Source organism: Mycetohabitans sp. B3, assembly GCF_021498065.1.
GTDB lineage: Bacteria > Pseudomonadota > Gammaproteobacteria > Burkholderiales > Burkholderiaceae > Mycetohabitans.
This window is the reverse complement of the sequence record NZ_JAHLKN010000026.1, coordinates 85,135-105,615: the sequence shown is the minus strand read 5'-3', so window position 1 is coordinate 105,615 and position 20,481 is coordinate 85,135. Positions and strand designations below refer to the sequence as shown.

General features: G+C 58.0%; 1 protein-coding gene. It reads left to right on the top strand.

Annotated features, from left to right (window positions below):
• Window positions 1-33 precede the first annotated feature (33 nt).
• Window positions 34-20,421, top strand: coding sequence for an amino acid adenylation domain-containing protein (locus tag KQH55_RS07140; RefSeq protein ID WP_235090492.1), 20,388 nt, complete (start codon window positions 34-36; stop codon window positions 20,419-20,421).
• Window positions 20,422-20,481 lie beyond the last annotated feature (60 nt).

Below are 20,481 nucleotides of genomic sequence, written 5' to 3'. Positions count from 1 at the left end.
GATTGCTGTGCACAATGACCAGGATAGTAATTCGTGAACAAACAAGACAGTAAGGCCCTTTCCGGTCGGAACGATACTCACAACGCATACCCACTGGACAAGTGCTTGCAGCAGTTGATCGAAGCGCAGGTCGAACGCAGTCCGGACGCGGTGGCGGTTCGTTTCGAAGGTCAGACCTTAAGCTATCGCGAGTTAAACCGGCAAGCTAATCGGCTAGCTCACTACCTGCGGGAGCTGGGAATCGGGCCAGATAGTCTGGTGGGCGTTCAGATGGAGCGCTCAGTAGAGCTGATCATTGCGCTGTTGGCGATTATGAAGGCCGGTGGCGCTTATTTGCCGCTGGACCCTGGCTATCCCGATGAGCGATTGGCGTTGATCATTGAAGACGCTGCGGTGACAGTGCTGCTGACGCAGCAGCGTTTTCGTGAACGGCTGGCGGGATATGATGGCGAAGTGCTTTGCTTGGACGAGGCTAATCAACAAGCGCTGTCTGGCAACGAGGCCAATCCTGTGCCAATCAATGGCCCCGATGATCTTGCCTATATTATCTACACGTCGGGCTCTACCGGCCGGCCTAAAGGCTGCATGCTGCCGCATAAGGCGATTTGTAATCGTTTGCTGTGGATGCAGCGCCATTATGATGTTGGTTCAGCCGATCGGATCTTACAAAAAACACCCTTTACTTTTGATGTCTCAGTCTGGGAACTGTTTTTGCCGTTGCTCAGCGGTGCTTGCTTAGTCATAGCCAAGCCGGAAGGCCACAAGGACGCGCATTACCTGGTGGAGGTCATTCAAGCGGAGCAGATTACGATCTGCCATTTTGTGCCTTCGATGCTGCGCTTTTTCCTCAAGCATCCAGCGGTCTCCGAATGCGTATCGCTGCAGAAAGTATTCGTTAGCGGCGAGGCGCTGACTCACGACTTGCTACTCCAGTTTCGCCAACTGCTGAGCGCCGAATTACATAACTTATATGGTCCGACCGAAGCGGCGGTGGACGTGACCTATTGGCGTGGTGAGCCGCGAGAAGACCAGATCGTGCCAATCGGTCGGGCTATCGATAATATCCAGATATATATTCTGGATAGCGAAGCAAAGCCAGTAGCGGCCGGTGAAACTGGCGAGCTGTGTATCGGTGGTGTCGGCCTGGCTCGAGGCTATCTCAATCGGCCTGAGTTGACGGCTGAAAAGTTTATCCGCGATCCGTTCTCTAGTGAGGCCGGCGCCAGGCTATACCGCACAGGTGACAAAGCCCGTTTCCTCAGTAATGGTGAGATCGAGCTGCTTGGCCGTTTCGATTCGCAGGTCAAGTTGCGAGGCTTTCGCATTGAGCTGGGCGAGATCGAAAGCGCACTGAAAAGCCATCCAGCGATCGATGATGCGGCGGTGCTGGTCAAGGACCCGAGTTCAGCAGATCCCAAACTAGCGGCTTTTGTGGTAGCGCAGGGGTTAGACAAGAAAGCGGTACGGGACTTCGTTAAAACTCGCTTGCCGGAGTATATGGTGCCCAATTTGGTCAGCTTTATTGACCAGATTCCCGTGACCGCCCATGGCAAAGCGGATCGCAAGGCGCTGCTCACGGGTGACGTGGAGGCGAAGGCCCAACCGCCCAGGCAAGCGATTAATCCGCAGGCGCTGACCGCCTGGCTGCAGCAGTATTTTATCGAGGCGCTCGGCGTCGACGAACTGGCGGTCGATGACGATCTTTTTGATCAAGGCGCAACCTCCTTTACGTTGGTGCAAGCAGTCCATAGCATCCAGCAGCAGCATCAGGTGACGCTGCCAGTCGATGTGTTTCTGGAGCATCCGACCATCGCTGCGGTGAGCGCTTATATTCTTGATGCTAAAGGCATAACGGCTGACGAGGTGGAGCCAGAGCCGCTGAGCGCTGCACCGGCTTGCCAATCAACGGTCAATGGTTCCATCTCGTTAGAAAAAGTCAGCTTTGATCCTCAGGCATACTGGCGACCGACTAGGGGGGCATCTGCGAATCTTGAACGGCTTGGACGCCTGCTGTCGCTGCTACGAGAGGTGCCGCTAGACGGCCACGGCAAGTACCTCTATTCGTCAGCGGGTGGCTTGAATGCGGTCCAGTGCTATCTGTATGTGGCCGAGGAGCGGATCGATGGCTTGGCTGGCGGCGTCTACTATTACCAACCGCAGCTTAATCGTCTGCTGCCTGTTAGCGTACCGGCCAAGCTGGATCCACAGGCGTTGCCAATAGGGCAACGCGCGCAGCTGGCCGAGGCTGGCTTTGCACTATTTTTGATCGCCGAAAATGACGCGATCGCGCCAATCTACAATAAAGCATCACCCTTCTTGCTGGTGCTCGAGGCGGGTTATATTGAGCAGCTATTGTTGTCCCGCCAGCGCGACTTTAACATCGCGTTGACCCCGGCTTACGGCGTAGATTTTGCGGCGATTGCCGGGTTGTTTAAGTTACGGCCGAGCCACCGGTTCCTGCATTGCCTGATTGAGGGCGTGGCGCCGGCCGCCCTGGCTGAGGAGGGGCAAGCACTGAATGATCATTGGCGTCAGTCTGGTCCTCTGTTTGCTGATTTTCTCAGTGAGAAAAATAACGGTTTTGCGTTACCCACTCGGGAGGAATTGGCTCAACTGCACGAAGAGCAGCGCCAGATCCGCCATGACTTGCCGGAGCAGGGTGACGGTGTCATCGAGCTGTGCGCTGAGCCGATCAGCGCTGACGCCCTGCGGCTGCGGGCTGCCAAGCGGCAATACTGCGATGGGCCGCTGAATTTAAGCCAGCTGAGCCGGCTGTTGAACCTGTTGCGGGCCGATCAAGACAACGGGCGGTTGTACCACACCGATGCTGGGTTAGCGCTGAAAATTTATTTGCACGTTGCTGAACAAAGCGTACAGCAAGGCTGCCAGGGACCATGTCTGCCCGCTGGAATATACCGCTATGATGGCGAAAGTCATAGCTTAGCGCGGGTTAGCGACGGCGATCTATCGGCAATCAGCAGTTGCTATACGCCGTTTAACCGTAAGCACGCTCATCAGGCACGGCTGCGCATTTTTATCGTCGCCGGTCGCGCTACCGCCTACGGTGATGAAAGCCGTTATTTTAATTTGCTTCAAGCGGGCAGAATCGGTCAGTTACTGCTGGAAAAACAAGGTGAGTTCGGCATTGGCCTGTGCCCGATCGGATCGATGTATTTCAACAAGATCCGTGATGCGTTCGATCTGAATGACGACGATGAGTTGGTGCACAGCTTTGTGGGCGGTGCGGTGACGCAATCACTGCCCGTTGGCTGGCCGCGGCTGGAAATTCACGACATCGGCGAATCCGCTCAAGTCGTTCACGCGTCGACGCATGGGAGCAACGGGCACTTGTCGACCCGAGCGGTCAATGGACGCTGCAATGGCGACGCGATGGCGATCGTCGGGATCAGCGGCCGCTATCCTGGCGCCGCGAACCCGGATGAACTATGGCAAAACTTGAGCGCTGGCCGCGCGAGCATCGCCACATTGAGTCGCGAAGCGTTAATTGACGGCAGCGACGAGGCGAGCGATTCGCCACAGTGGGCAGTGGGCGCACTGGCGGGCAAGCAGCTGTTTGATCCATTGCTGTTCAAAATTACGCCGGCTGAGGCGAAAACGCTCGATCCTCAGGAGCGTTTGTTCTTGCAAGCGGTTTGGCACTGTCTGGAAAGTAGCGGCTATACCGCTGCGAGCCTGCGGCGGCAGGCCGAGCGCATTGGCGTGTTTGTCGGCGCAATGTGGGGCGATTACGAGCATCATCGGCCGACTGAACAAGGCGAGCGGGCCACCTCGTTCCTGTCGGCGATCGCCAACCGTGTGTCTTTCTTCAACGATTTTAATGGTCCCAGCGTCGCTTTCGATACGTCATGCTCGTCGGCGATGACTGCGTTGCATTTCGCTTGCAACAGTATTCGCCAAGGCGAGTGCCACGCAGCGATTGTCGGTGGCGTCAACTTGATCAGCCATCCATCGCATCTCGAGCTGCTGACTTCACTGAAGCTGTTATCCGACGATAGCCAATCTTATCCGTTTGGCCGCCATGCCAACGGATGGGTGGCTGGCGAAGGTGTCGGCGCGCTGTTGATTAGGCCACTCGAGGACGCCACGCGGGATGGCGATTCCATTCTCGGCGTTATCCGTGCAACGGCGATCAGCCATAGCGGTAAGACTTTCCGTTACGGAGCGCCCAATGCCGATAGCCACGCTCTGTCGATGCGTCGAGTGCTACAACAGGCGGGATTGTCTGCTGACGAGATCGGTTATGTCGAAGCCGCGGCCCCCGGCGCCAGCCTGGCGGATGGGGCTGAGTTTGCGGCGATCAGCAACGTGTTCGGTGCTCGTCGTGGCGATGCGCCGCTATTGGTAGGATCGATCAAAGCCAATATCGGCCACCTCGAATCAGCGTCGGCGCTGTCGCAGATCACCAAAGTGCTGATGCAGTTGAAACACCGGCAGATCGCGCCGACGCTCGGTTGTAATCCGCTCAGTCCGATGATTTGTTTGAACGACAATCATCTTGCCATCGCCGATCAGCTGAGCGACTGGCGGGGACCGCAGCGCGCGCTAATTAATGCTTTTGGCGCTAGCGGATCGGGTGGCCATCTGATTCTCGAGGCACCGCCACAACAGGCCGCTGTGCGGCAAAGCGACGGGCCCTGGCTGTTCCCGTTTGCCGCCGCGAGTGACGAGCAGCTTGATCAATTGATTTCAGCGTTTGCTGACGATATGCAAGCTGGCCGGTTTGGCGACGCCAGCCTGGGGGATATCAGCTATACCTTATGTGTCGGCCGAGTCGCGCTTAACCATCGCCTGGCGGTCGTAGCTGATAGCCGAGACGAGTTGGTGGAGCGGCTGAAAGGTCAACATTCGGAGATGCCGCTGCGCGGCAGTCTCAAAAAAGAGCCGCAGTCTAGCCGTATTGAAAAGGATCTTCGGGGACTGGACCGCCAGGCGTTGACAGCGATTGCCGGCCAATGGGTCGCTGGACAGAGCAGCTTAGCGCAGATTGCTCGGCATCACCATCGTCGGGTGGCGTTGACGGCTTATCCGTTTGCGGCTATCGATTGCCATATCGCTGCGTCAGCAAACAGCGCTTGCGCCGAGATGTTGCGCAACGAGGCGTTGCAGCCAGGAAACGAGGCGTCGCAGCTAGAACAAGATAAGGCGCTGCGACGGGCACTGGAAAGCCATATCAAGCGCCATTTCTCACAGGTATCGGCGATTCCTGAAAGTAGCCTCGATTGTGACGACACCTTCGATCGTTACGGCTTGACGTCGCTCATGATCACCACGCTCAACCAACGCTTGGCCCAGGAGTTTGGCGAGCTATCGGCGACGCTATTCTTCGAGTACCAAAGCATCGCTGCGCTGGCGGGCTATTTTGTCGCTGAGCATCCGGTGCGCAGCAGGCAATTACTCGGGATTCAGGCGACGCAGCCCATCCTAGCCGCCAGAGCGCAACAGCAGACACGCGTAACAGCATGGCGACGCTATGATCGTAGTGAACGAAATGAGCCGATCGCCATCATTGGCTTGGCCGGTCGGTTCCCGGGCGCGGCCGATATCGACAGTTTTTGGAACAACCTCAAAAACGGTGTCGATAGTATCAGCGAGATACCCACCGAGCGTTGGGAGCACAGCAAATATTACAGCCGCGACCGCAGTTTAAAAGGCAAGATCCACACCAAGTGGGGCGGCTTTATCGACGACATCGATCGTTTTGATCCGCTCTTTTTCAATATTTCGCCGCGGGATGCCGAGCGGATGGATCCTCAAGAGCGGATCTTTCTCGAAACCGCCTGGCGCACGCTCGAAGACGCCGGCTACGATCGAGCTGGGCTGCGACGTCATTACCAGGGTGAAATGGGGGTATTTGTCGGTGTGATGCACGGCGAATACTTGCTTTATACCCGCTCGAGCGCCGCGGACTGTACCGATGATGCGGTCGATTCATCGTTTGGTTCGATCGCCAATCGCGTGTCTTACGTCTTCGACTGCAACGGTCCGAGTATGGCGGTCGACACCATCTGCTCATCGTCGTTGACTGCGCTGCATTTGGCGGTCGAGAGCCTAAGGCGCGGCGAGTGCCAATTGGCCCTGGCCGGTGGCGTCAACCTATCATTGCATCCGAACAAATATTTCATTCAGTCCCAGCTGACGATGTCGTCTTCTGACGGACGCTGTCGCAGCTTTGGCGACGGGGGTGACGGTTTTGTGCCCGGCGAGGGGGTGGGGGCGGTGTTGCTCAAGCCGCTGTCCCGAGCCGAAGCCGACGGCGACAACATCTATGCGGTGATCCGGGCGACGTCAATTAACCATAACGGTAAGACCCATGGCTACACCGTGCCCAGTCCCCATGCTCAGGGCGCCATGATCGCCGATTCGCTCGACAAGGCCGGCATGGATCCACGAGAGCTGAGTTATGTCGAGGCTCACGGCACGGGTACAGCACTGGGAGATCCGATAGAAATCACGGGCCTGCAATCGGGCTTTACCCGGCGCAGCGCCACGCTGGGTAGCGAAATGGTGCCGGCACAACACTGCGCGGTTGGCTCAGTCAAATCGAATATTGGGCACTTGGAGTCAGCCGCGGGCATTGCCGGAATCGCAAAGGTGCTATTGCAGCTTAAGCATCGCCAGTTGGCGCCCTCGTTGCATTCAAAGCGTCTGAATCCCAACATCCCCTTTGCCGATTCGCCGTTTTATGTCCCTCAACAGTTGCAGGAATGGCGGCGGCCAGTGTTGAACCTCGATGGTCGGGAGCGAGAGTATCCACGTGCGGCTTCAGTATCGTCTTTCGGATCGGGTGGTTCAAACGGACACGTGATCATTGCCGAGTATATTGCCCCGACTCGGGACGATGACGTCGGCGGGCAGACAACGATGATTCCTTTGTCCGCAAGGACACCGACTCAATTACGGCAGCAAGTCGAGCAACTGCAACAGTTCCTACATCGGACCGGTGCCGAGCATACGCGGCCGCGGCTGGCAGATCTGGCCTTTACGCTGCAGCAGGGCAGGGAGCCGATGGACTATCGTCTGGCTTTTATCGCCGAGTCGATCGACCAGTTACAGGACAGACTAGCGCAAAGCGCCGAGCTACTGGCGAACCAGCCTGAACCGTTCGGCTTCTTTGATGGCATTCATATTGGCCGGGTCAAAGATCATAAGGCGGCAATAGCGGTGCTCGCCCATGATGAGGATATGGCGGCGACCTTGACCGCCTGGGCCAATAAAGGCAAATATGACAAGCTGCTAGAGCTATGGGTTAAAGGGCTGGCGCTTGACTGGACGCTATTTGGGCAGCCGAAAGAGTCGGCTAGGCGGATCAGCCTCCCGAGCTACCCCTTTGCTCGCGAACGGATCTGGGTCTCTGGCGAATCCCACTTCTCGTCGCTAGGACAGCAAAACGGTGAGGGACGGTTGCATCCTTTGCTGCACACCAACGTATCGGATCTGTCGCAGCAGAAATTTATCTCAATATTCAACGGCAGAGAGTTCTTCCTGCGGGATCATCGGGTCCGTGACAACAAAGTTTTGCCGGGCGTCGCCTACCTTGAAATGGCGCGCGAGGCAATCCTCCGCTCGCTGGGGGAGCAGGTGCCAACTGGCGTGCTGAGCTTGCGTAATCTGGTGTGGTTGCAGCCGGTCATGCTCAGTAACCAAAGCGACGACTCAGTTGAAGTAGAGATCCGTATCGACAGTCTTGACGAACATCGACTGACCTTCGACATTCTCGAGCGCAAGCAGCAGGTGGTGTGCTGCCAAGGCGAAGCAGCTTTTGTTCAGGATGCCGATGAACCAGCAGAGTCGTTGACTTCGTTGCAAGCGGCGATCGGCGGCCATATGCTTGACGCTGATGCGTTGTACCCGCTGTTCGACAGCATGCAGATCTACTATGGCCCGTGGCACCGATCGGTGAAATCGCTGCGGATCGACGGCGGCCAAGTGCTGGCGCGAATTGAGCTACCGCAAGCGCTGGCCTCGGATCATAAGCGACTTGTTTTACATCCCAGCCTGATGGATGGCGCTTTGCAGTCGAGCGTCGGCTTGCTCGTCGCGGATCAGCTCGACCAAGGATTGACGCCGCAACTGAAGCATACCTGGGTACCTTTTGCGTTGGCGCAACTACAGTTGAGTGGCGCTGAGCTAGGTGAGCAGATTTGGGCTTGGGTGCGTCCTTGCACCGAGCCATCTGAAGCGGGACAATCGACGTTTAATATCGATATTTATAATCAACGAGGCCAACATTGCGCCGCGCTGCGTGAATTTGCGCTACGGGTCATGAAAAAGCCGTCACCGCTGGAAGTGATGCTTGAAGATCGGCCACGTAGCGACTGTTATCTGGTGGAAAAGTGGCAGCGTTTTTGCCCCCAAGACCTGATTCCGTCTAATGGCCGGCTGCTGCTGGTTGGCAATGATCCCCAGGGCCACAAACAGTTGAGCGCCCGTTATCCGCAAGCTGTTTCATGGTTGTTGGAGGGTAGTGAGTCTATTGAGCAGCTCACTGAACGGCTGCGCGAAGCCGGACCTATTGAACATCTGGTATGGCTGGCGCCGACAACGTTGGCGCAGGACGAAAGTCTCGACGGCATGATCTGCGCCCAGCAGCGTGGCGTGCTGGGCTGCTTCCGTTTGATTAAGGCGCTGCTGGCGTTGGCGCTGGATCAGCAGCCACTGACCTGGACGGTGATCACTCGAGGGGTGTTGACCTTATTCGACGAGGCTGACAGTACTCACCAAACCGTGACCGGGCCGGTGGCGCCGGCGCATGCCAGCGTGCACGGATTGATCGGCGTCATGGCCAAGGAATACAGCCACTGGCGGGTGCGGCTGGTGGACCTGCCGGCAGGCGACAGTTGGCCCACTGTGGACCCGCTATCGTTGCCCACGCATCCTCGTGGCGACGCGCTGGCCTGCCGCAACGATGTCTGGCACCGCCAATATCTTGCGCCTTATCTACCGCTGTCGGAACGGGGCACAACGGATGTAGCCGCGCAGCTAGGCGAGGTAGGCAGTCTCTATCGCGATGGGGGCGTATACCTGGTGATCGGCGGCGCCGGTGGTATCGGCCGGTTGTGGAGTGAGTATCTGATCCGCACTCGACGGGCGCAAATCATTTGGCTGGGGCGTCGCGAGCAAAATAACGACATTGATCAGGCGATCGCCGAGCTTGCCAAGCTTGGACCTGCGCCGCGCTATATCCGCGCCGATGCCAGCAATCATGCTGCACTACGACAGGCGGTAGCGCAGATCTGCACCGAGTATGGCAGGATTCATGGCGTGATCCATGCCGCCATTCAGCTTCAGGATCAAAGTCTGGCGCGAATGGATGAGCAAAGATTTACCACCGGTTTGACCGCTAAGGTGGATATCTGTGTCCGTCTGGCCGAGATGTTTGCGCATCAGCCGCTGGACTTCATGTTGTTTTTTTCGTCGTTGCAAAGCTTTACCAAGTCAGCTGGGCAGAGCAACTACGCTGCCGGTTGTACCTTCAAAAACGCCTTTGGCCATTACCTTGCGCAGCAGTGTTCCTACCCGGTCAAAGTGATCAACTGGGGTTACTGGGGGCATGTCGGCTCGGTGGCTAGCGAAGACTATCGCCGAAGGATGGCTGACGTCGGTCTCGGCTCGATCGAGGGCGAGCAGGCGATGACTGCGCTGGATATTCTGTTGGCCGGGCCATTTTCCCAGCTCACGTTCTTGCGAACCTCACAGCGGCTCAGCGATACGTTCAGCCGTCTGGCGCTGCCCACGCATCCGGCTGGGCCTTTTGGTGAGTATGGTCAGAGGCTGACGCAAGCCTACCCGTCGCTGATTGCCCGGATAAAAAAACAACTGGTTGTAGACAACCACGAGATTCGGGCGGTGACGCAGCAAATGCAGGCCCGGAAGGCGGCCATCGACGAGTTGCAAGCTCGCTTGCTGTACGCCCAGCTGCAGCAACTGGGCTGGTTTAGTGGCGAGCGCGAAATCATCGAGCAGATGAAGCAACGCAGCGGTCTGCTGCCGATGTATGGCCGCTGGATCGATAAGAGTCTTGACGAGCTGGCGCAGCGCGGCTACCTGTCCATGGAGGACGGGCATTGTCCGGCAGCCTATCGCGTGGTCCATCGTCAACCGCTGGCAGTTGAATCCCTATGGAAAGAATGGGATGCGCAAAAGCCGGATTGGCTAGAACACGCGAGTCTGAGCGCCGAAGTGAATCTTGCTGAGGCCACTCTGCGGGTGCTGCCAGCGATCCTCAGCGGACGGATCATGGCCACGGACATCATGTTCCCTGACTCATCGATGGTCATGGTTGAGGGAATATACAAGCATAATCCAGTGTCCGATTTTTTCAACGACGTGATGCTCAACGCGATGGTTGAGTTTGTCAGGGGACGGCTGGAACAGGCGCCGCAGACGCCGATCCGTATTCTGGAGATTGGCGCCGGCACCGGCGGCACCAGTGCACGGGCGTTTGAAAAACTCCGGCCTTATCAGCGGCAAATCGCGGAATACTGCTACACCGATGTATCGCAGGCATTCCTCATGCATGCGCGGCAAACGTACGGGCCGGACAATCCGTACCTTAGCTATCAGCTCTTTGATGTTGACAAGCCTTTGGCTGGGCAAGGTATCAAGATTGGCCATTACGATCTGGTCATGGCCACCAATGTCCTGCACGCGACGCAGGATCTACGGCGGACGATGAAAAACGCCAAGGCAGCGTTGAAGCACAGCGGCCTGGTGATGATCAACGAGATTTGTCGCAACGGCTTGTTTACCCACTTGACCTTCGGCTTGCTCAAGGGATGGTGGTTATTCGACGATCAGGAGTTGCGATTGCCCGGTGGACCCGCGCTCGCACCCAAACAGTGGAAGCAGCTGCTGGAGAGTGAAGGCTACAGGCAGATCTATTACCCGGCGCTGGCTGATCACGACCTTGGTCAGCAAATCGTGATCGCCGAGAGCAACGGAGTCATTTGGCAGGATCGGCACAGCGATGTGGAACCGACCAAGGTTGCGTCCAAGGGCTTGACGGTGCGGGCGGCCTCCGCTTCGCGGCCACCGCAGCGGATCGCCCAAACCGTGTCGGTGGGCGAGGTGACGCCCCAGGCGCTAAAAGATCAGACGGTGCGCTATCTCAAGCAGATGATCGGCGAACTGTTCAAAATCCGGCCGGAGCAGATCGATGCTGGGGAGCCGCTCCAGACGTATGGCATTGATTCGATCCTGGTGGTGCAGTTGACCAATCTGCTGCGCGACAAGCTGTCGGGAATTAGCAGCACGCTATTCTTTGAATACCAGACGATCGACGCGCTTGCGGATCATTTTGTGGCGTCACAAAAAGATCAGCTTAGGGCCTTGCTGGGGCTGGACAAGGCGTCGGTGGCCGAACAGCCGGGGTCGATTGATACCGCGTCGGCTCCTGCGGTTAATACGTTAGTCAAGCTAGCCGCTGGTCACCGCTTTGCCGCCAGGACGCCCGACAGCGCACCAAAAGGCCAGCGTGGCACTGAAGTCGCGATCATCGGCCTAGCGGGACGCTACGCGCATTCCGATAACGTCCAAGCGCTGTGGCAGTGTCTAAAAAATGGCGAGAACTGTATCGATGAAGTGCCGGCGGATCGCTGGGATTGGCGTCAATACTTCGATCAAACGCCGGGCAAAAAAGGTGGCATTTATACCCGCTGGGGCGGTTTCATTCGGGAAATCGACAAATTTGATCCGTTGTTTTTCCATATCTCGCCCCATGAGGCGCAGAAGATGGATCCCCAAGAGCGGCTCTTCTTGGAAGAGGCCTATCATTGCATCAGCGATGCCGGCTATACGCCGGGTCGTTTGGCTGAACGGCATCGAGTCGGCGTGTTTGTCGGTGTGATGAACGGAACCTACACCCATCAGTCCAGCTATTGGTCGGTTGCCAACCGGGTGTCTTATCAGTTCAATTTCCAAGGACCGAGTATGGCGGTGGATACCGCCTGTTCGTCGTCGATCACCGCGATCCATCTGGCGCTGGAGAGCTTGCATAGCGGCGTGAGCGACTGCGTACTGGTCGGTGGGGTCAATCTGGTGATCGATCCCGTGCACTACATGCGTCTGACCGAGATGAAAATGCTATCGTCAGGCAAGCAGTGCAAGGCGTTTGGGACGGACGCCGACGGCTTTGTCGCCGGCGAGGGTGTGGGTGCGCTGCTGCTTAAGCCGTTGGCTCAAGCTGAGGCGGACGGCGATCGAATTTACGGCGTGATCAAAGGGAGCATGATCAATGCCGGCGGCAAGACCAACGGCTATACTGTGCCTAACCCATTGGCCCAGAGCCGACTGGTGGCCGACTCGCTGGCCAGGGCCGGCGTTGATGCTAGGGCGGTAAGCTATGTTGAAGCCCACGGCACCGGCACGTCGCTGGGGGATCCGATTGAGATTGCAGGTCTGACCAGAGCATTCAATAGCGGCGCCGAGACGGCGGCTAAGCAGTACTGTGCTATTGGCTCAATTAAGTCCAATATCGGTCATTGTGAAAGTGCTGCCGGCATCGCGGGCATCACCAAAGTGCTGCTGCAGCTAAAGCACCGCCAATTGGTTCCGTCGCTGCACGCCGGTGAACTCAACCCTGAGATTGATTTTGCCAACAGTCCGTTCGTGGTGCAGCAGTCGCTGGCCGATTGGCATCGACCCGAGGTCATGATCGATGGCAACCGTCAGGAATTCAAGCGAATTGCTACGGTGTCATCCTTCGGCGCGGGTGGCGCCAACGCGCACGTAGTGATCGAAGAGTACGAAGATCATCGACCGCGGCCGGTGATTGTCGTCAACGAGCAGCAGCCGGCGATCATTCCGTTATCGGCCAAGACGCAGGCTCAGCTATTGCAGCAGGTTAGCTTGTTGCTGCACGCGCTGGAGCAGGAGGAGCTGGGCGACGCTGATTTGCCGGCACTGGCCTATACGCTGCAGGTCGGGCGGGAGGCGATGGAGTATCGGCTAGGCGTGCTGGCTCATTCAATCGCCCATTTGAAGACCCAACTGCAAAATTGTATTGATCACCCGTCTACAGCCGCTTGCTATAGCGGCCGGATCAAAGATCACGACAAGGCGCTGTCACTGCTGGCGGGTGCAGACATACAAAGCGCCATGGCTAACTGGATTGACCGAGGCCAGCATGAAAAATTGCTCCAGGCCTGGGTCAACGGTTTAACGCTGGATTGGCGCTTGATGTATCGACAGGGCACGCCGACGCCCCTCAGCTTGCCGGGTTATCCGTTTGCCCGTGAGCGTTACTGGCACAAGGATGAACCGGCACAAGCGCTAACGACGAGCGAGAAGCGACTTCACCCACTTTTGCACCGCAATGTCTCTGACTTATGCGGTTTGCGTTACCTCAGTCAGTTCAGTGGTCAAGAAAGCTTCTTGTTCGACCATCGAATCAACGGTCGCGGCGTTTTGCCGGGTGCGGCGATGATCGGAATGATCGATGCGGCGCTAACGCACGCATTGGGCGGTGAACGACCTGCCGGCGCGGCACGAATTATCCGTGATTTGTCCTGGTATCAGCCGTTCAGCGTGGACGCGGTCAACCATGGTGAGCTATTCGTTGAACTGGCGGCGCAGCCGGATGGCGACTACCCAATTGGGATTTGCTCGTATGATTCCGCCGGACAGCTGCAACTGCATTGCCGAGCGGTGGCTGGGACCGCCGTGGCGCAACCGGCGAATCTTGACTTCATTGTCGCCGACGCTCGCCCGATGGATGTCGATGCTTGCTACCAGCGTTTCACCGCTATGGGCATCGAATATGGCATAAGCCATCGCAGAATCCAGTCGCTGCTGCGCCAGGGGGACCAAGCACTGGCGTGGGTTGCACTGGAAGACGCTGCTGCGAACGAAGGTTACGCTATTCATCCTGCGCTGCTGGATGCCGCGATGCAAGCGGTCATGGCATTGTTGTTTGATGAGCTGGGAGAGCGGCCACCGTTGCTGTTGCCCGACGGACTGGCCGAATGTGTGCTATTTGCCGACTGTCCGGCAACGCTGCAAGTACAGATTCGCAGCGCTGGACGCACACCCGGTGGCTATCGTTTTGATCTGGATCTGTTTGACAAAAATGGCCGGTGCTGTGCGACCCTGCGCCAGTTGTCGTTCAAAACGTTGTCCGCTGACAACGACGTTGACAGCGAAGCGCTACTTTGCCATCGGCAATGGCGTGACGCTGAGCTTGCTTCGGCCACGGATGCGCCGGTAGTGTCCCATCTGGTGCTGACGCTGGGCCACCATCCCGCCTTTGCCAACTTGCCGGAGCAGTTGCAAGCGCATCAACACATTTCCGTCCTGGCGATGCACAGCGACGATTATCGACAGGCGGCGCTGGCGCTGGCCGAACAACTCAAACCACTGCTTCGCACTGAGCGCCGTTGCTTGGTTCAGCTGGTCATCCCGGCGAACGATCCGCAAGGTTATCGCGGCCTTGGCGGCCTGTTGTACAGTGCCAGCCGAGAGCAGCCGGCGCTGACTGGTCAGTTGATAGAAGTGTCGCCCGGGCTCAATGCGTCGCAATTGGCGTGGCAACTGGCGGTCGAAGGGACTGCGCCTGATGAGCGTCAACTGCGTTATCTGTCTGAGGCCGGCAAGTTACAGCGCCAAGCGCTAACTTGGCTCCACCAACCATTGAATCATAGCCCTGCGCCCTGGCGGTCGGACGGCGTCTATCTGATTACCGGAGGCCTGGGCGGCGTTGGCATGATCTTCGCGCGGGCGATCCTGGACGCTGCACCGGGTGCGAGCGTGGTGCTATGCGGCCGTACCGAGGCTAACGCGCCGTCGGTCACCGACAAGCTGGCGCAACTGGGTGCACGATGTCACTACCGCGCTGTGGATCTTGCAGAGGCAGGTCAGGTCGAGCGCTTGATCGCTGGAATCATGATGGAGCGCGGCGGATTACATGGCATTATCCATTGCGCTGGGCTCACTCGTGACACGCTGTTGTCACATAAAACGCAGCAGGACTTTGAAGACGTGTTCGCTGCTAAGGTGGCTGGCGTGCGCCACCTCGACCAGTGCAGCGCTGCAGTAGCACTGGACTTCTTTGTGCTTTGTTCATCCATTGCCAGCGTACTGGGCAACGCCGGGCAGAGTGATTACGCTGCAGCTAACGGCTATCTTGATGCTTTTGCTGGTTTGCGCAATCAACGGGTCGCGGCGGGACAGCGCCATGGCCGCACCGTGGCAATCAACTGGCCGCTGTGGCTTGAAGGCGGCATGCAAATGGACGATGCCGCCCGGCGCGCGCTGGCGCAACGCACTGGCATCAAGGCGATGACAGGGACAACGGGCATTCGGGCGCTATACCAGGCGCTGCAAAGCGATGAAGATCAGCTGATGGTACTGGCAGGCGACAGAGACAGGCTAGTCGCGCTGCTGAGCCGTGAGCCGGCGCCGGCTAGCCCAGCCATCACAGCGGTTGAAGGCGAAGATGTATTAACTGGATTGCGCCGGTTATTCGCTGACACGATCAAGATCGCTGAGTCGCGGCTTGACAACGACGAGCCGTTTGAAAAATACGGCATTGACTCACTGATGGTCATGGATATGACGGCGGCGCTGGAAAAACGCTTTGGGCCGCTGCCAAAGACGTTGTTCTTTGAATATCCCAGCTTGCAAAGCTTGGCGGATCATCTAGTCGCGCGACTGCCGCAAAGGCCCGCTGTCAGCCAAGTCCCGCCTGCTGCCAGCGACTCGTTAATCGCGCAACTGCGAGCAATGCTGGCGAGCACCCTGGGGATCGCGCTGGAACAGATCGATGATGCACAGTGCTTCGAGCAATATGGCCTTGACTCGCTGATGATCATGGAGATGACCAGCGTGCTCGAAAAACGTTTTGGCGCTTTGCCGCGTACGCTGTTATTTGAATACTCCAGCTTGCAGCAACTGGCGCACTATTTGGCAAACCGGCCACTCGAGCCGCAAGGTACGACGGCGGTGGTTCCGACTGGCGAACAAAAGCCGCTGACGACGCCAGAATCCGGGAGCAAAGGCAGTCCGCGCCGCCGGCTGTTCGACAGCGTGGTGAATACGACAAGCCCTCGTGTCCAGCAAAGTTTGCCAGGTAGCCAGCCAGGCCCTCAGCCCAGGGACGATATCGCTATCATCGGCGTGGCGGGGCGCTATCCCGCGGCTGACAATCTGGAGGTTTTTTGGCAGAACCTACGCGAAGGCAAAAACAGCATCAGCGAAATTCCGGCTGAGCGCTGGAACTGGCGCGACTACTACAGCGAAAATCGCAGCGAAAGCGGGGTGCACAACAGTAAGTGGGGCGGGTTTATCGATGGCGTCGATCAATTTGATCCACTGTTTTTCAATATTTCGCCGCTGGAAGCTGAACTCATCGATCCGCAGGAGCGGCTATTTCTGCAGACTGCCTGGTCGGCGATGGAAGATGCAGGTTACAGTCGCCGCATCGGTGGCGAGCAGACCGAGGATAGCGCGCAAGTTGGCGTCTACGTCGGCGTCATGTATGGCGAATACCAGCTATTCGGTGTTGAAGCCAGCTTGCGGGGCCAGCGCATGGGCTTTGCTGGCTGCACCGCCAGCATTGCCAACCGGACATCCTTCTGCCTCAATCTGCAGGGCCCGAGCATGACGGTCGACTCGATGTGCTCCAGCTCGCTGACTGCCATTCATCTAGCCTGTCAGGACTTGCGCAATGGCCGCACCTCGATGGCTATTGCCGGAGGCGTCAACCTGACGATTCACCCCAACAAATATTTGATGCTGAGCAGCGGTCAATTCATCTCGAACCAGGGCCATTGCGCTAGCTTCGGCGAAGGCGGTGATGGCTATGTGCCGGGCGAGGGCGTGGGTGCAGTCATCCTAAAACGACTGACCGATGCGCAGCGCGACGGCGATCACATTTATGGGGTGATCAAAGGCAGTTACCTTAATCACGGTGGCAAAAGCACCGGTTACAGCGTGCCCAACCCACGGGCGCAGCAGGCAGCAATCAGCGGCGCGCTACAGGACGCCGGCGTCGATCCGGCGATCGTCAACTATATTGAGGCGCATGGTACGGGCACCAAGCTGGGCGATCCGATTGAGATCGCTGGTTTGGCCAACGCGTTGGGAACACGCAAGCCTGAGCAAACTTGCTGGTTAGGTTCGGTCAAGTCGAATATCGGTCACTGTGAGGCGGCGGCTGGCATTGCTGGGTTGACCAAGGTGCTGCTGCAATTGAAACACCGGCAAATTGTGCCGTCGCTGCACTCCCAAAAACTCAATCCCTTTATTGACTTTACGGCAACGCCCTTCGAGGTCAACCAGCAACTGCGAGCGTGGCCGCAGCCGTTGCTGAATGGTCAGGCCGTACCGCGGATCGCCGGCATTTCCTCGTTTGGTGCCGGCGGCTCCAACGGCCATTTAATCGTCGCGGAGTACAGTCAAGCCAAGCCTGTGCTTGACGATAGTGGCAAGCCCGAAATGATTTTGTTGTCGGCCCGAGAGCCCGAGCAGCTGCGGCAGATCGCCAGCCGCTTGCTGGCCAGACTCGAGCGCTCGCAAGCCACGGATAGCTTGGCGGCCATTGCTTATACGCTGCAAGTGGGCCGGGAAGCAATGGAGCATCGCGCAGCGTTCATCACCAGCACAATGACAAGCTTGCTCGACGCATTACGGCGCCTGTCAGACGGCGACAGTCGCGGCTGGGTTTGCGGCGACGCGACCACGACCAGCGAGCGGGTTGAACAGTTTAAAAGCCGTTTTCAGGCGCAGTGGCGCGAGCAGCTGGTCAAGCTCTTTACGGACGGTGAACAGCAGTCGTTGCTGCAGTTGTGGAGCGAAGGCCTGCCCGTTGACTGGACAGCACTATGGGCTGCCAGCGGTGAACAACGCCAGCGAATCAGCTTGCCGAGTTATCCGTTTGCCACCCGCCGTTACTGGGCGCCCACGGAAGCTAGAGCACTATCGTCATCAACGCCTATGCAGTTGCACCCGTTAGTGCATCAAAACAGCTCACGATTTGATCAACAGCAATTTGTGACTGAATTCAGCGGTAACGAACCTTGGCTGAAAGATCACAGGGTGAGCGGGCGCAAGACCCTGCCTGGCGTGGCGTATTTGGAAATGATTCGGGTAGCGGTGACGCATTCGTTGGCCCACGGTCAAGCAAACGCGATGGTGATTGAGCAGCTGCACTGGTTAGTGCCGTTGACGGTTGAGTCCAATCCGCGCCGGATGCAGATTAACCTGGCGCGCGTGGGCGAACGGATCGGTGTCAAATTGGTCACCAACGAAGGCAGTTCCTCCGTGCTGCATGGTCAGGCCACAGCGATCACCGGCCTATCGCTTCAGGAAGATCCATTGGATTTGGCGTACTGGCAGGGCCTGAACTGGCGACTGCGGCTTGACAGCGACGAAGTTTACCGTCTCTTTAGTGAAATGGGCATCGATTACGGCGACAGCCATCGCGGGATTCGCCAGTTGATGGTGGCGCAGCGGGGCGGTCGGCGTGATGTGCTGGCGGAGTTGGAACTGAACGAGGCATTGCCCGGCACAGCCGATGACTGGTGGCTGAACCTGGGGATCACGGACAGCGCACTGCAGGCGGCAATCGGCATGTTGTTGCCGCTCGACGGCAGTGTGGCGAACTGGGCGTCGCCTTTTATGCCCTTTGCGCTGGACCGGCTGGAAATCCTCGCGCCTTGTCGTCAGCGGATGTGGGCGCTGCTTCACAGAGACGACGTAAATAACGCGGCCGGCAAAATGGATATTGATCTTTGCGACGACCAAGGGCAAATCTGCGTACGATTCTTGGGCTTAAGCTCAAGGCGCCTGCCTGCAGATTCAAGACCGCCAAACGCGGCGCTCGGGCGGGTTGATTCACTCGTCCCCCAGCAACAGCGCGAAGAGCGACATGTGCTGGCGCCGATTTGGTCGGTGGTCAACGGTGCGGTCGTTGAGCGGCGTCAACAGGAGGGCGCGACGCTGATCTTCGGCGCAACCCCGGCGCAGCGCCCGGCGTTGGCCGAGCTTTATCCCGGCGCTGTGTTGGCGCTGAACGCAGACGACTCGGAGGCCGGCTACTTGGCCGCACTGAACACCCAACCGAAACTTGTCGACGTGATTTGGTTAGCGCCGTCAAGCGACGACCACTGTGCCAGCGCGTCGGAACTGGTTGCCGCACAACAGCATGGCGTACTGGCGCTGTTCAGACTGATCAAGGTGCTGCTGAGCCTAGGTTACGGTCGCCAGCCTCTACGCTTGACGTTGGTCACCGGGCAGACGATTAACCCGCTGCCGGGCGAGGCCTGCCGGCCTGCCCATGCTGCAGTGCACGGATTGGCCGGCTCTTTAGCCAAGGAATATCCGCACTGGCGAGTGCAACTCGCAGATTTGCCGAGCGAACAGTTAACCTCGCTGGCCAATGCGCCATTCGATCACGTTGCTTCAGGTGAATTGCTGGCGCTGCGCCACGATCAGTGGTGGTTCCGCAGGCTGGCACGGGTGACGGTCGATGCGCCGCCCGCAACGCAGCAGCCCGCCTATCGCGACGGCGGCGTCTACTTGGTGATCGGCGGCGCGGGCGGGATCGGTGCAGTTTGGAGCCGCTATGTCATCAGCCGCCATCGCGCTCGGGTGATTTGGATCGGTCGTCGATCGCCGGATCAACCGCTTAAAGCCAAGCTCGATGAACTGACTGCCGTTAGTCTGCGCCATAATGCTCCGGCGCCTGTTTATTTCCAGGCCGATGCCGCAGACGAGCAGCAACTGGTCGAGGTACGGCGACACATTATCGAGCGCTTTGGTGAGATCAACGGTGTGGTGCACTCGGCAATCGTGCTTAAGGACCAAAGCCTGGCCAATATGGATGAGCAAACCTTTACCCGTGTGTTGAACGCTAAGGTCGCAACCAGTGTTGCACTGGCTCGGGCGTTCGAGCCAAGCGCCGCTTCACTGGATTTTGTCCTGTTTTTCTCGTCAATGATGTCCTTTAGCACGGCCGCTGGTCAAAGCAACTATGCTGCCGGCTGCACGTTTGCCGACGCTTTTGCCGATCGGCTCAGAGCCGATTGGCCTTGCCCGGTCAAAGTCATGAATTGGGGCTATTGGGGGAGTGTCGGCTCAGTGAGTGACGTCCGTTACCGTGACCGGATGCGCGCGCTGGGATTAGGCTCTATCGAGCCGGAGGAAGGCATGCTGGTATTGGAGCAATTGCTGGACAGCAGGATGAATCAATTGGCGTTGCTGAAAACCCTTCAAAGTGAAGAGATCGATGGCCTCGACAGCTTGGCTGGACTGCTCAGCGATGAGCAAATCAAGCTTTATCCCGATCATCACGGCAGTATGGCAGTGATGCAGAATCGGCTGGCGGACAGGCTGGCAGCGTTGACGCCGCCGTTGGATGCAAGCCAACCCATCTCCGGTGTTCCCGGCGCGCTCGAGTGCGTATGACGCCGACCTTGATATCGCAACTATGAAGAGACGGCAGACGCGTTACCACAGGATTGAAGC